The following is a 14,364-nucleotide window of genomic DNA, read 5'->3' on the forward strand; positions in this document are numbered from 1 at the left end:
ATTATTTCCCCTCCTTTCTTAAACGAAGTAACAGTCTCTTAAATCCATAGTTCATTGCAGCAAAAAGTACTATAAATGCCATTATTATATCAGCTATTTCTTTAGGAACTTTAGCTAGTGCCATAGCACTTGATCCAGCCTTTAATGCTCCAAATAGTAAACCGGCTATAACTATTCCAAAACCTCCGTTATTACCTAGTAGAGCAACAGCTATACCATCAAAACCGTACCCTTCTGCCGCACCAATAACCCTTGCATAGTCAAAGGTACCAATTGAAATCATGGCTCCAGCTAATCCTGCAAATGCTCCAGATATCATCATGGACAATACTATGTTTCTATTCACCTTCATACCCGCATATTCTGAAGCATGTTGATTGAATCCAACGGAACGTAATTCATAACCAAAGGTTGTTCTTTCAATTATGTACCAGAATATGAAAGCTGCTAACAGCGCTACAACAAAGCCCCAGTGTAATCTTGAGTGCTTAGTTAAGTTAGATAAAAACTCACTGCTAAGGCTTGCTGATGGGAAAATATCTACAGTTCTTGTATTAGAACTGCCCGGTAAAGCCTTGATTGCGCGATTGACCAAGTGTAGTGCCGTATAGTTGAGCATTATAGTAACAACTACTTCATGTACTCTAAATCTAGCCTTTAAAAATCCTGGTATGAATCCCCAAAGTGCTCCAGCTAAAGCAGCTGCTAATAGTACCAATGGTAAATGGATAATCTTTGGAAGTTCTATCAGAACACCTACTGCTACTGCGGCAAATGCTCCAACGATCAACTGTCCTTCTGCTCCGATATTGAATAGGCCTGTTCTAAAACCAAATGCTAATGCTAGACCTGTCAGTATTAGTGGAATAGATGCAACTATCCATTCTCCAAACTTCCTAGGGTTTCCAATAACTCCTTTGACTAAGGCTCTATAACCATCTATGGGATTGATTCCAGTAATCATCATAATGATTGCCCCTGCTAAAAATCCAAAGAATACCGATAGCAAAGGAACAATATATCTTTGATTCTTCTCATCGGTTAAAAACTTTACCATTATTGATCACCTTCTTCCTTGTCTTGATTCGCTCCCGCCATCATTAGCCCTAGTTGACTCTCTGTAGCGTTTATTGAATCTACTATACCAACTATCTTGCCTTCAAATATAACGGCTATTCTATCACTTACGTTCATAACCTCATCAAGTTCAAGAGATACTAGCAATACGGCTCTTCCCTTATCACGCTCTTCAATAAGCTTTTTATGGATAAACTCAATTGCACCTACATCAAGTCCTCTAGTAGGCTGTCCTGCAATCAACAATGCCGGACTTCTGTCAACTTCCCTTGCTATGATGGCTTTTTGTTGATTACCACCTGACATAGCTCTAGTTTCTGTATCTATCCCTTGACCACTTCTAACGTCAAATTCCTCAATAAGCTCTTTAGATTTTTCATTTATAGCCTTCTCATTTAGTAATCCGTTTTTAGAATAAGGCTGTTTATAGTATGTCTGTAAAACCATATTTTCAGCTAATCTAAAGTCAAGAACTAACCCGTGTTTATGCCTATCCTGCGGTATGTGACCGATTCCAGTTTCAGTTCTATTTCTTACCGCCATGTTAGTAATATCATTACCTAATAATTCAATTTTACCTGATTCTACTTTTCTTAAACCTGAAATAGCTTCTAGTAGTTCAGACTGTCCATTGCCATCGACACCTGCTATACCTAGAATTTCGCCTTCTCTTATCTCTAGTTCTAAACCATCTACTGCTTTTAATCCTCTAGTATCCTTCACAACTAAATCAGAAATCTTAAGTATAGTCTTTCCTGGCTTTGCCTCATCTTTATCTACTTTAAAGCTTACTTCTCTTCCTACCATTAGAGAAGCTAATTGCTCTTCTGATGTTGTAGCTACGTCCACTGTATCAATATACTTACCTCTTCTTATAATGGTACATCTATCTGAGACTTCCTTTATCTCCTTCAATTTATGAGTTATCAGAATTATAGATTTACCTTCCTTAACCAGCCTTTTCATTATTTCCATAAGTTCTGTTATTTCCTGAGGTGTAAGAGCTGCTGTTGGTTCATCGAATATAAGTATTTCAGCATTTCTATAAAGCATTTTTAGAATCTCTACACGTTGCTGCATACCTACCGTAATATCTTCGATTACTGCATGTGGGTCTACTTCAAGACCATATTTCTTTGATAGTTCTTGAATTTCTTTCGCAGCCTTTTGGATGTTTATCTTCCCATTTTCTGTAGGCTCTTTACCTAATATGATGTTCTCTGTTACTGTAAAATTATGTACTAATTTAAAATGTTGGTGAACCATACCTATTCCTAGTTCATTAGCTATATTTGGATTTGATATATTAACCTTTTTGCCTTTAACCTTTATTTCTCCAGCCTCCGGTTGATACAATCCAAATAGCACACTCATCAATGTAGATTTACCTGCCCCATTTTCACCTAATAGAGCATGAATCTCTCCAGGCTTAACTTGCAAAGTTATGTTATCGTTTGCAATTATTCCGGGGAACTCTTTTCTGATGTTAAGCATCTCAATTACATATTCCATCTTTGCAACTCCTCACTTTTAATAAATATAGCTTTAGTTTATTATATCAAAAACTTGGACCATTTAACTAGTACAATTTAATTATAGTTGCAAATAATCACTTTTTTTTTATTATTTTTATTATAATATAAATTCCAGATATTAATACAATAATAATTATTTCTATTTTTTTACAACAATTATAAATAACTATAGCTCATGCTTAGGTTAACCAAATAATTTAATTCTGCTTTGAAAAAAATAAGCCCATTTAAGAATGGGCTTATTTTAGAAAGTTACTTAAAGATTGTCTTGGAAAGTTTTTAAATCGTCCATTGTAGCTGGAACAGCAATTTCACCTTTAACAATCTTCTCTTTATAAGCTTCTATTTCTTTAACAACTTCTTCAGTTAAGTTTGGATTTTCTGCAGGGATTCCTACACCATCTTCAGCTAAAGTTAATGCAGTTATCTTTCCACCTGGGAATTCTCCTTTTTGAGCAGCTTCTATCATGCTGTAAGCAGCAACGTCTACTCTCTTCATCATAGAAGTTAAAACAACTGACTTGTTATTGTCTTTATCATATATACCGTCTGCATATTGATCTTTGTCAACACCAATTACCCAAACGTCTTCACCATTTTCAACTCTATTTCTAGCTTCATTTATGACACCGTTTCCAGTTCCACCAGCAGCATGATAAATTACATCTACTCCTGACTCGTACATAGTTGAAGCTATTTGTTGCCCTACTCCTGGGTTACCAAAGTCACCAGCGTATTGATCAACTACTTCGATATCTTTGTTTACTGAATGTACACCAGCTACAAAACCAGCATGGAATTTTCTGATAAGTGGGAAGTCCATTCCACCAACGAATCCAACTTTGTTACTCTTAGTTTGCTTAGCTGCTGCTACACCTACTAAGAATGATCCTTGCTCTTCTGCAAATACTACAGACGCAACGTTAGGTTGATCAACAACCATATCGATTATAGCGAAATTGCTTTCTGGATATTGTGGTGCAACTTCCTTCATAGCGTTTTCAAATAAGAAACCTGCTGCTATAACTACATTGTATTCATCATCACCAAATGCACTTAAGTTAGGTATGTAATCTGCTTCTTCATTAGATTGGATGTAGTTATACTCAGTTCCTTCTTTCCATCCTTTTTCGTCTGCATATCTTACTAGACCTTCCCAAGTTCCTTGGTTGAACGATCTGTCATCGATTCCACCTGTGTCAGTAACAAATCCTACTCTAAAGTCTCCTGCTTCTTCCTTTGGAGCTTCTGCTTCCTCTTTTGGTGCTTCTTCTTTTGGAGCCTCTGTTTTTGGCTCTTCCTTTGGAGCACAGCCAGCGAATACACTAACTGCTAAAAGTGCTACTAATAGTAGCGATAATACTTTTTTACTCATTTCATTTTCCTCCCTTATTTTATATATGTCCTATTTAGTGTGACTATGTAATATTCTACAAAAAATTAGAAATTCCTTTTTAAAATTTTATTTTTTTAGATTTTTTTTTAAAACTTAAGAAATATCAAGTATATAAAATTGTTGATACATATAATTTTCATTATTTTACTTGGATGCAATTTCTTCAAAGAACATATTCTTCTATGTTGTATTTCTTTTAGCAGAAGGACTATTGCTATATGATATGCAATTCCTCTTTAACATATACTATATGCATATAAAAGCAATTTATTCTTACATATGAAGTATGGTCAATTATGCAATCTTTTAGTCCAATTTTCTTAAAATAGAGCATAATGTAAACCCGTGGGCTACGAATTCCCACGGGTTTGAGGCTGTTGACAAACCCGAATTTCTTCGTTGTTGCTTCAATCAAGAACCCTTACGTATGTCTATATACGCTGCGGTCTCTTGCTTTCAACACGCCTTGAACTTCAGTTTTCTCAACAGCCTACCATCTTGTTGACTTTGTCAACAAAATGAAACCCGTGGGATATAAATTCCCACGGGTTCAATATATGATTTAATGAAGTTTTGTTTTTAGCAAGGATTACCTTCACCAGCAACAAACCCAGCCTTAGCAAGGGCCTTAGTTGCCACCTCAAGATTTGCTTCACTTACAAGTACAATAGGACCAGTACAACCCATACCACTTTCAGCATAGATGCCTTCCTTCCAAAGTACTCTAACAGCATCCTCTAGATCCATAATATCTATACCAGATATAGAACCAGTTACAACTTCCTTAGGAGGAGCCGTTACCTCTTCCTCAGAAGCAGCTGCTTTTTTATTATCCTTTGTAAGACCTTCTAATATAGCCTTAAGACCAGCCTTGTTAGCCTTTTCAAACTCTCTCTTTGCAACTTCTTTCAGATTACCCTTTGCTAGAGCAGCTCCATACTGAAGAGCACCCGCAGCAACCGGTACACCAGATGCTCTAGAAAGGATTAAGATAGTTCTATCGTATCCCTCTCCAATTCCTGGACCATATCCATAACCTAGGGCTTCATAACTTCCGCCCGTTGCATAGGATGAGAATACCTTCATCATAATATTACCAGTTAAAGTATCAGTAACCATTACATCAACGGCACCCTTTAAAAGGTCGTTTCCTCTCATAACGCATCCGCCATCGGCACGGGTAGATTCACCAAAATTGATTTCATACCCACCGCTGCTTAGCTCCTTAAGAGCCCTCTCAACCTGTCTTGCACCATCAACATTTAGGATTCCAATCGTTGGTTTTTCAATCCCCATAGCCTTAGCAGTGATGATTCCATAAAGAGCATTCTTCACCATAGCCTCAGTTCTGTGGGCAGAAGAAGTTCCAGTAGTAGTAGCAAGGTACATTTCCTTTCCAAGACCAGGAGTAATAACCTTACCTACAGTGGATACCCCTATCGGGAAATTATAGTGCATAGTAACACAAGCACCAATATAACCACTATCTAAAAGTTCTTCCATCTTCTTATGCATTTCGTCCTCAGAATTTACCTCAACTATCTCAAGATCAGTCTCTACCTTTGGACCTATTAATACTATCTCAAAATCACTACTTCTTTTAGCAGCAAGCTCAGCACCCTTTACAAGATTCTCAGTTCCGTGCTCACTACCAAGAGTAGTAATACCTACCCTTACCTTATTTCCAAACTGTCCAGTTTCAATAGCATCAGCTATTTCCATGAACATATTTCCAAGCATATTCTTCATAGCCTTTTGATCGCTCATTCTAGACCCTCCTATTCGCTTAACAAATGGGACGCAAAGTCTCTCATAGCTTCTGCTATCATAGTTTTCACTTCTTCTTTGCTAGCAGCACTCTGCTCATCAGCTTTTCCTGGATTTCTTTCCACAACTATTGATACACCATCAAATAGGTTAGTCATTCTACCTAGGAATAAACTTCCCTTACCAACTATCATAGCTCTATTTAAAGTACCTTCAGTTAAGTCCTCACGAGCAAAACCTAAATATGGAACACCAGAAGGAATATGACCTTGAGTAGGAGCCCAACCTGGCATACCATGCTTTTCTACGAAGCTTCCAAGTTCTTTTCTCTCAAGTTCCTTTCTCTTAACACCAATAGCAGCAATCATCTTGTAGTTAGAAGTAGGAACATCTCCAGCTCCCGCTGGCTTAGTAACATCTGGGTTTTGCATCTCAACAGAATACTTATCAATATCAGTAATCTTAAGGCCACCCTTATCAAGAGGAGCAGTAATTAAAGAAGTAATAACAGCCTGTGGAGAAGAACCAGTACCAACAGTATGTCTACCAACAAGGTCAGTTCTTAAAATAGGATTAACACCGTCATTCTTGCTAACTAAAACAGCAAAACCACCTAAAACGTCCTCAAGAATAGGAAGTTCCTTCTTAACATGGTCCTTACCATTCATACCAAGCTTAGCAGTAGCACCACCAGCAACAATAACAACGTTCTCATAAACACCAGCCTGAACTAAAGCTGCCGCTTCAATTAAAGCATGAGTAGGAGCAGCACAGAAACCTCTAGTATCAGAACCAGTAGCATTAACAGCTCTTCCCATCTCAGCGATAGACTTAGCGAAGTTTCCTCCACCTCTTTGATTCATATCACCGCATGCCTCTTCAGAACACTCGATAACGTACTCAACAGCAGCTGGGTCAATCTTGTTATTATATAATAAATGTTTAAAAGCAAGGAATCCAGAAGCCTTAACAACTAAATTCTCATACATAACATGGGCATTAAGATTAACATCAATCTCATGAGCCTTCTTAACACAACCAATTAACTTACCATCATGGTAAATAGCCTCTGCATGATGCTCATTAACTTCCATCTCGATCTCAGAAAGCTCTACGCCTTCTTTGATCTTAGCAAGATCTTCTTCATCAAATAGAGGATGAGAAGAAAGCTTTCCTTTAACAGACTCTGCAAAACTCTTTTCAAGCTGTACAAGATCAAAAGCATCTGACATCTTTAAAAGACCGATGAATTCATCCTGTGGCATAATCTCACCGAACTTACCATATCTATCTGAATTAGCTACATCCTTGTCACACCAAGGCATTTCGTAGTTCTTTAAATCCGCTGGAGCAAGGTTTCCAATGTATACCTGATTAGGAGCATAGTTTACAACATCTGCATAAGGTCTTATATGCTCTGGAAGTTTCTTAAGATATTCTGAATCAGGGTTAGTTATCTTTTCTGTTGTTTGAGTTGTACCATTGTGCATTATCATGTCTGGGGTATGAACCAATACGTATCCTGCAGCCTTAACTACTGAATAATTCATTTTTTCTGCACCTCCAAAATATTTTAACTTAATTATCTTAATAGCTACTAGCTATTAGCTATTAACTACTAACTTAGTTTTCTATCTAGTAGCCATTAGCTAGCAGCTATTAGCTTATTCAATAAAATGGGGCTGCCTCACAAAGGCATCTCATGAGTCCAGCCCCGGGATATTTATTTTTAATTAATCTTCAAATACAGTTTGTCCATCAACCTCTGTTTCAAGAGCCTTAAGACACTTTTCAACTAATTCTCTTCTAAGCTTCTTTTCGTCTGCTGCTTCTAAAGCAGGGTTTCCTAATGGATGAGGTATAGCTATAGCAGGTACAATTCTGTTTGCACCAACTGTTAATGAAATAGGTACTACTGTACAAATATGAACAACTGGGATTCCAGCTCTTTCAATTTCCTTAACCATCGTTGCACCGCAACGAGTACAAGTACCTCAGGTAGATGTTAAGATAACAGCATCTACTCCATCAGCAATAAGCTCTTTTGCAAATTCAGCAGCGAAAGCTTTTGAGTTAGCAACTGATGTACCATTTCCTGTAGTTGTATAGAAATATCTGTGAAGGTTTCCAATAACTCCTTCTTTTTCCATATCTCTTAATACATCAACAGGTAATACTCTATCTGAATCTTCGTTTGCATACACAGGGTCATAACCACCGTGAGCAGTTTCATAAGTTGCTTCAGTTAAATCTGCAACTCCATCAATATCGTACTTTCCGTATTTAGAAGCACTTGAAGATTCTATACGATCCGGATTTCCTTTAGGTACCGTACCACCAGAAGTTACTAAAGCTATTTTAGCCTTTGAAACATCCTTAACTGCAGGGTTCGGATCTACGTTATCGAAATCAGGCATTGGATATTCCGTAACAAACTCTTCACCTTTAAGCTTCTTAATCATCATTTCAACGGCTCTAGTAGCTCCTCTTTCCTCACGGAAAAGATTTCTTCTAACGCCTCTAGCGATGTATCCTTCTGCTTCTGGAGAACCAATCTCTTCCTTTTTAGCAATCTTAAGTGCTAACTTTGCTAAAGCAGGAACTGCCTTTCTCATTGTAGCAGCTGAGTTTCCAGTAGATACTATGTGTAAATCTTTCTTGTACATATCAGCACCTGGGTTTTCAATGTACATTGCAGTTACAACAGGGATACCTAATTCGTCCTCAACGATTTTACATATAGTACCACACGCTGTACCATATCTACCAGCATTGAATGCTGGACCTGCAACAAATAGGTCTGGTTTTTGTGACTTAACCATTTCTAAAACTTGAGCTTTAGCTTCTTTTAAGTTTTCATTGAAGTATGAATCACCACAGATAACCGTAGCAACTATTTCCGCTTCACCATTGAAAGCTTTATTTAATGCCATACCTGGACCAACAACGCCTTCTCTTAGCTCAGGTGGAATATCAGCTTTTTCTTCTCCACCAATTCCAGCAAAGAACTGATTTATATAATGAACAACTCTAATTTTGCTCATGCTTTCCCCCCTCTCATATTTTAAAAACCGGGAAATTAAAACTTTATACACATTAACTATTCGTTATTTCAACCTGCGAGTCCAAACTGGACTCTATTCAATGGACTTTCTTAATCAAAAGGGTTTTACTTTTTTTAAAGGGTTTTGTTAATAATTAATATTTAGAGAATTGATCTCTTATTGAAGACATTTCTTCAACGATTTCATCAACTTCAAGAACCATTTCCATCATGCCAACTTGCTCTTCGTATACATCGGCATCAACAGCTTCTTTGAACTGTGGCTCTACTGCGTGATATACAGCAAGTCCTAACTCAACATTTGCTAGAGGTCCAGCAAACGTTGGATCACCAGCTGTTACAGTTTCAGCAGAAAGTCCTGCTGATTCTGCTTCTGCAGCTCCAAATATTACAACTATATTTTCTGCTCCATTTTTCTCCGTTAATTCTTTAACCCTTTTTTGATTTTCTAAGTCCATTGCTCCTGCAGCCGTTCAGACAAAACACTCTGTAGATGAGAAGATAACTTCTGCGCCATCAGCAGTCTTAACACATTCTTCCATAGCTGGGCCTGGAATACCGTCTCTATCGCCAATAATGATAACTTTCTTATTTGCTAAGATACTCATTATAAGACACATCCTTTCATTTTTTTAGTTTCTATTTTAATTATTTCCTTTTATCTCAACATATATTAATAAGTTGTAGCTGACATTTTGTTGAATCCAAGTTCATTTGTTGCTCCAGTTATTACTTGGATCTCAGCTTCGATGCTTCCATCAGGTCTTAATGAACCGTCGAAACCACCAGCAATCTTGTCAACATAATCAAGTGTACCAATTACTTTTTTCATAGGTGGAAGTACGATAACTTCATTAGCATTACCACCAGTTACAACAGCATCTGCTTTAGGATCAGCATCAGCTAAAGATTGAGATGCTCCATCTCTACCAGCGTATTCGTCTGTTACGATAACAGTCTTTACACCTTCGTTTTCAATCTTCTTACAGTTCATGATAAGGTCAGTATCTGGGTTACCAAAACCTTCTTGTGAAATAATAGCACCGTCTAATCCTAAGAACTTAGTGAACTTTGCAGTCCAGTTAGATGATCTTTCTTTGTCAGCAAGGTAAACATTTTCATTAGTTATGATAACACCCATGAAGTTAATGTCTTTACCGTGTCTTTCATATAGATCATGTATAATAGGATTGTTTAAGTGATGGTATGTTGTATTCTTGTCACAAGCAGATACACAGTTTCCACTTAATATTGCTCCATCCATAATTTCTGTTGGATAAAGAACAGTTGGAACGATTTTCTTAGCGTCAACTCCATAAACGTAAGTGTCATGAAGTAATCCTTGAGTTTGAAGCATATACACATATCCTACCTTTGGTAGTTCTGGGTATTCTGCTGCTTGCTCAAGTAAAGGCTTAGTTTCATAAACTTTAACTTCATCAGGCTCTACATCTTTACCTGCTTGACCAAGATAGTCTGCAGCCTTTAAACCAGCCATTCTTGCAGCTGCTTCGTAATCATACTGATTTAAACCTTCTGCAGGCTCGATTACTAAGCAAACATTATTTAACTTTGAGAATGGTGTGTAGTCAGCACCTGGTCCAGTCATATCAATGATACCTTCCTGGAAACCAACTATTTTACCGCATGTAACAACTGCAGCCCCACTTAACACATGTGTACGCCCAGCTCCCACTGTTGTAACCTTGTTGATTACCCCTGGGAAAAGTCCACCAGTACCCTCAACTTTTACTCTAGGTTCAATAACATCCTTTACAGGAGTAATTCTTACTTCTTCACCAGGACGAGCCAACTCCATAGTCACACTTTTGATATGGTCGTCTTCCATAATTAAGTCGATTAGTTCTTGCTTGTTTACGTATAATGTTCCAGCTTCAACCTTTGTAGATTCTCCAAATTGAACATCTGTAATCTTAATTTTTCCAAGCTCTAAACGCACAACCTTCACCTCCCTTTATATTTAACAGCTCGTGCTAATCAATAGTCTTTGATTAGCACAGCTGCTTATAGCTACCCAAGGTGTTTTTCAATCATCGCCTCAATATTAGCCTTGTTTGCATCATCTTTAGTAACTTCACCAAGCTTCTCTCCATCTTTGTAGATAGCTATAGTTGGAAGTCCTAAAACTCTTTGTGATATTGCAAGTCTTCTTGCCTTTGTAGTGTTTAATTTACAGAACTTAACCTTACCTTCATAACTTTCTGCAAGTGCCTCAATATCAGGCATAAGAGCCTTGCATGGCTCACAGCCATCACTCCAGTAGTCTACAAGTACAAAGCCATCAGCCTTTAGTACTTCTTCTTCAAAAGTGTTCTTATCAACTGCTAACATTCTAAAAACCTCCCTGTAATTTATTTGGGGATATTCGCTTTTTATTTTTAGTAATTCCAAGGGGACAAAGCGATTATCTGTATATAATACGATAGTCATCTTACATTCTGGAGATTTAACAGCCAACATTTTAGGGATGTTAAATCTTTGGAATGTAATAGATTTTTCGTAATTTATATATTATTCATGAAAAGCATTTTCAATATATTTTTCAGCTTGAACTGCTGCTATTGCTCCATCAGCTACAGCTGTTACTACCTGACGAAGTGACTTTTGTCTAATGTCTCCAGCTGCAAATACTCCACCGATGTTTGTCTTCATGTCATCATCTGTTATTATATATCCTCTATCATCCATATCTATCATATCCTTAAATACATCGCTTAGAGGTAGATATCCAATGAATGGGAATATTCCAAATGTACCATCATCTTCGTGAGCTTGATATTCTGTTAATTCACCAGTTTCTCTATTCTTAAGAACTATTGATTCTACAATTCCTTCACCTTTAATTTCTTCTGGTGCTGAATTCCAGATCCATTCTATCTTGTCATTCTTAAATGCCTTTTCTTGGATAGATTTAGCTGCTCTTAATGTATCTCTTCTATGAACAACTGTAACCTTTCTTGCAAACTTAGTTAAGTACATTGCTTCTTCGATAGCCGAGTCTCCTCCACCGATTACAAATACTTCTAGGTCTGTAAAGAAGTCAGCGTCACATGTAGCACAGTAAGAAACTCCCTTACCAGTTAATTCTACTTCACCTGGAACTCCTAATTTTCTTGGAGTTGCACCAGTTGCGATAATAACTGTCTTTGCGCGGTACTCTTCTTTTTCACCCTTAACAACCTTAATTTTACCTTCTAGGTCAACTGAAACTACAGCGTCTATCTTTCTTTCTGCTCCAAACTCTTCAGCTTGCTCTACCATTCTAGCTATAAGGCTTGGTCCAGTAGCCTCTCTGATTGAACCAGGATAGTTTGCAACCTCATTTGTAGTTACAATCTGTCCACCAGTCTTACCTTTTTCTAAGATTAGAGTTTTCATTTTTGCACGGGCAGAATATAGTCCTGCAGCAAGACCAGCTGGCCCACATCCAACGATCAACACGTCATATAAATTCTCCATAATAGAACCTCCCTCTTTAATAATTAATGATTAAAATTCCTCTGTAATTTTTTAGGTTAAGTTGATTCTTTGAGTTTATTAATGAAATTTCATTTAACTGTCTAATATTTATTTAATACCTTTATATAAGGTTTAACCTACATTTCTAATAAAACTGATCCATACTTTGGATCGCTCCATCAATTAAGTTGAAATCAATAAGCCTAAAATCCTCTAAGATCTCCTCAGTCCATCTTGGCGTCTTTTTACCTTCGATGAATTTTCTTGCTGTATTCCCACTAGCTTCAATAATTTCCAAGGATTCAATATCTAGTTTTCCTTTTTCAGCGCTGATTGCCACCGACTTAAATGGTGTCTCATTCGGCTTTATACTGCCCGACAAAGGATGGGTTAAAAGCTTGTATCCTTCATGTATTTTATTTCTGACAAAAGATAATATTTCTAAGTAACTAGCTTCCTTCAAATAGATTATATCCATCTTTTCATTATATTTATCATAAACCAAAACGTTATTTGTTATTATTGTTTTTTTCAAAAATTTCACCTCCCGCATTTTTACATATACAGGTTTCAAGGAAAACGTTTTTCTAGCCTTGTTTGCTAGTTCCTGATTATTTGATTTATTAGGGGTGTGTCAATTTTACAAATTATATACTGTATCGAAACTTTATCCGCTAATGTGAATTCAACTCTATTCCAAAGCTGAAAACAATAAATATGTACTATTATCCTTTAGCCATTTTTAGATATATTATTCACAAAATGGCAACAAAAAAAGGAGCAATGGCGAATAATGTTTGCCAGTTGCTCCTCTGTCTTATACCTGAGAGTTTCTTTCAAATTCAAATAGAAATCGAAATTGCCCCTTCGGTGCCATATATAAATAGCATACATGGCTTTCCAGAGATCTGTCTAGGTACGGTCCTTTTGCCTGAGAATTTCACTATGACGGGCATTGTCATAATTTACACCTTCGGCGGCCAATATATATTGGCTCTCTCCCGAGCCCTTCATCCAGTACTTATATTCAATTTTTTTATACTTTTTAAATTGCTATAACTTTCTTCTATAGCCATTATATAATATTGTCAAAAGTTTTACAATATAATTTTTTAATAAATTTATAATTTTTATTAGAATTTATCTTTTTTTGTTTGAATCTGTCGAACACTTTTGCTTAAATCGCATTAGATTTTACTCTGTAATAAAGAATATTGCTAGGACTCCGGCTCCGGTGTGTGTGCCAATAGTACATCCTATATCTGCTTCAACTATTTCCGATGGTTTAAATTCTTTTATTACTAACTCCTTCAGATTCTCCAACCCTTCTTTGTTGGCAGCATGACCCATAGCAATTCTAGTTCCTTCTTTTAAGCCACTTTTTCTACAGATCTCTACCATTTTTTTATACAATTTCTTGTTTCCTCTTACCTTATCAATAGGTTCAACCTTACCATCAATAATTCCTAAAATAGGTTTTACATTTAACAAAGTACCTAGAGCCATCTTTCCAGTGCTCAATCTTCCATTTTTATGTAAGTATTTCAAAGTATCTACTGAAAAGATTTGCTGAGCTCCTTCAATCATTTCTCTTATCTTTTCTAATATTTCATCGAGTGGCTTACCTAACTCGTCCATTTCAGCTGCTCTTGTTACAATCATTCCACATCCATATGCCAAGGATCTGGAATCGAATACGTAAATATTCTCTCTATTCATTTCTTCTTTAGCCATTACTGCAGATTGATGTGTTCCACTTACTCCCCCTGAACCGTTTATAATTATAATGTTCTCATATCCGTCTTCAAGAGCTTCTTCAATAGCTTTTTTAAAGTCTATAGGTGTTACTTGAGAGGTTTGAGGTATTTCTTCAACAGTCTCAAGCTTTTTATAAAATTCTTCAGAACTTAAATCTACACCGTCTCTATATTCCTCTGTTCCAAACCTAACCGTCAATGGCAACACATTAATATTGTATTTATCCGCTATCTGCTTAGGTATATCTGACAAGCTGTCCGTAATAAACTTAATCTTCTTCATAAAAA

General features: G+C 36.7%; 12 protein-coding genes and 1 riboswitch. All 12 genes read right to left on the reverse strand.

Going from position 1 to position 14,364, the window contains the following annotated elements:
* Nucleotide 1: 1 nt before the first annotated feature.
* The 12 genes from R9X47_RS05185 to R9X47_RS05240 all read right to left on the reverse strand — a co-directional run bounded on the left by R9X47_RS05185 (nucleotide 2) and on the right by R9X47_RS05240 (nucleotide 14,359).
* Entirely contained in the window at nucleotides 2-1,057 is a 1,056-nt protein-coding gene (locus tag R9X47_RS05185) for an ABC transporter permease (protein ID WP_432665665.1), read from the reverse strand.
* Nucleotides 1,057-2,589 carry an ABC transporter ATP-binding protein gene (locus tag R9X47_RS05190; RefSeq protein WP_432665666.1) on the reverse strand — a complete coding sequence of 511 codons (1,533 nt, stop codon included), beginning with the start codon at nucleotides 2,587-2,589 and terminating at the stop codon, nucleotides 1,057-1,059. Before R9X47_RS05190 ends, R9X47_RS05185 begins: the two co-directional genes overlap by 1 nt.
* Nucleotides 2,590-2,868: 279 nt before the next feature.
* Complete coding sequence (locus R9X47_RS05195; RefSeq protein ID WP_432665667.1) at nucleotides 2,869-3,987, reverse strand: BMP family lipoprotein; 1,119 nt, start codon at nucleotides 3,985-3,987, stop codon at nucleotides 2,869-2,871.
* A 600-nt stretch (nucleotides 3,988-4,587) separates the two neighbouring features.
* Nucleotides 4,588-5,775, reverse strand: coding sequence for a glycine/sarcosine/betaine reductase complex component C subunit alpha (gene grdD / locus R9X47_RS05200; RefSeq protein WP_432663034.1), 1,188 nt, complete (start codon nucleotides 5,773-5,775; stop codon nucleotides 4,588-4,590).
* Nucleotides 5,776-5,786: 11 nt separating this feature from the next.
* On the reverse strand, nucleotides 5,787-7,325 hold the full coding sequence (gene grdC / locus R9X47_RS05205; protein WP_432663033.1) for a glycine/sarcosine/betaine reductase complex component C subunit beta: 1,539 nt from the start codon (nucleotides 7,323-7,325) through the stop codon (nucleotides 5,787-5,789).
* A 183-nt stretch (nucleotides 7,326-7,508) separates the two neighbouring features.
* Nucleotides 7,509-8,819 carry a glycine reductase complex selenoprotein B gene (grdB, locus tag R9X47_RS05210; protein WP_432665668.1) on the reverse strand — a complete coding sequence of 437 codons (1,311 nt, stop codon included), beginning with the start codon at nucleotides 8,817-8,819 and terminating at the stop codon, nucleotides 7,509-7,511.
* 154 nt (nucleotides 8,820-8,973) lie between these two features.
* Entirely contained in the window at nucleotides 8,974-9,447 is a 474-nt protein-coding gene (grdA, locus tag R9X47_RS05215) for a glycine/sarcosine/betaine reductase complex selenoprotein A (RefSeq protein WP_432665669.1), read from the reverse strand.
* A 65-nt stretch (nucleotides 9,448-9,512) separates the two neighbouring features.
* Entirely contained in the window at nucleotides 9,513-10,799 is a 1,287-nt protein-coding gene (locus tag R9X47_RS05220) for a glycine/sarcosine/betaine reductase component B subunit (protein ID WP_432665670.1), read from the reverse strand.
* 71 nt (nucleotides 10,800-10,870) lie between these two features.
* On the reverse strand, nucleotides 10,871-11,191 hold the full coding sequence (trxA, locus tag R9X47_RS05225; RefSeq protein ID WP_432665671.1) for a thioredoxin TrxA: 321 nt from the start codon (nucleotides 11,189-11,191) through the stop codon (nucleotides 10,871-10,873).
* Nucleotides 11,192-11,371: 180 nt separating this feature from the next.
* Nucleotides 11,372-12,319 (reverse strand): thioredoxin-disulfide reductase, encoded by a 948-nt coding sequence (gene trxB / locus R9X47_RS05230; RefSeq protein WP_432665672.1) that lies wholly within the window; start codon nucleotides 12,317-12,319, stop codon nucleotides 11,372-11,374.
* A 145-nt stretch (nucleotides 12,320-12,464) separates the two neighbouring features.
* Entirely contained in the window at nucleotides 12,465-12,854 is a 390-nt protein-coding gene (locus R9X47_RS05235; RefSeq protein WP_432665673.1) for a GrdX family protein, read from the reverse strand.
* Between the two features lie 374 nt (nucleotides 12,855-13,228).
* Nucleotides 13,229-13,333: riboswitch (glycine riboswitch) on the reverse strand.
* Between the two features lie 180 nt (nucleotides 13,334-13,513).
* The gene (locus R9X47_RS05240) at nucleotides 13,514-14,359 is read right to left on the reverse strand and encodes a DegV family protein (protein ID WP_432665674.1); all 846 of its coding nucleotides are present in this window, start codon (nucleotides 14,357-14,359) and stop codon (nucleotides 13,514-13,516) included.
* Between the last annotated feature and the right edge of the window lie 5 nt (nucleotides 14,360-14,364).

Source organism: Wukongibacter baidiensis, from assembly GCF_050888315.1.
Classification (GTDB): domain Bacteria; phylum Bacillota; class Clostridia; order Peptostreptococcales; family Caminicellaceae; genus Wukongibacter; species Wukongibacter baidiensis.

Coding starts and splice junctions, on each gene's coding strand:
- R9X47_RS05185 (WP_432665665.1), bottom strand. CDS start 1,057: ATGGTAAAGTTTTTAACCGATGAGAAGAATCAAAGATATATTGTTCCT.
- R9X47_RS05190 (WP_432665666.1), bottom strand. CDS start 2,589: ATGGAATATGTAATTGAGATGCTTAACATCAGAAAAGAGTTCCCCGGA.
- R9X47_RS05195 (WP_432665667.1), bottom strand. CDS start 3,987: ATGAGTAAAAAAGTATTATCGCTACTATTAGTAGCACTTTTAGCAGTT.
- grdD (WP_432663034.1), bottom strand. CDS start 5,775: ATGAGCGATCAAAAGGCTATGAAGAATATGCTTGGAAATATGTTCATG.
- grdC (WP_432663033.1), bottom strand. CDS start 7,325: ATGAATTATTCAGTAGTTAAGGCTGCAGGATACGTATTGGTTCATACC.
- trxA (WP_432665671.1), bottom strand. CDS start 11,191: ATGTTAGCAGTTGATAAGAACACTTTTGAAGAAGAAGTACTAAAGGCT.
- trxB (WP_432665672.1), bottom strand. CDS start 12,319: ATGGAGAATTTATATGACGTGTTGATCGTTGGATGTGGGCCAGCTGGT.
- R9X47_RS05240 (WP_432665674.1), bottom strand. CDS start 14,359: ATGAAGAAGATTAAGTTTATTACGGACAGCTTGTCAGATATACCTAAG.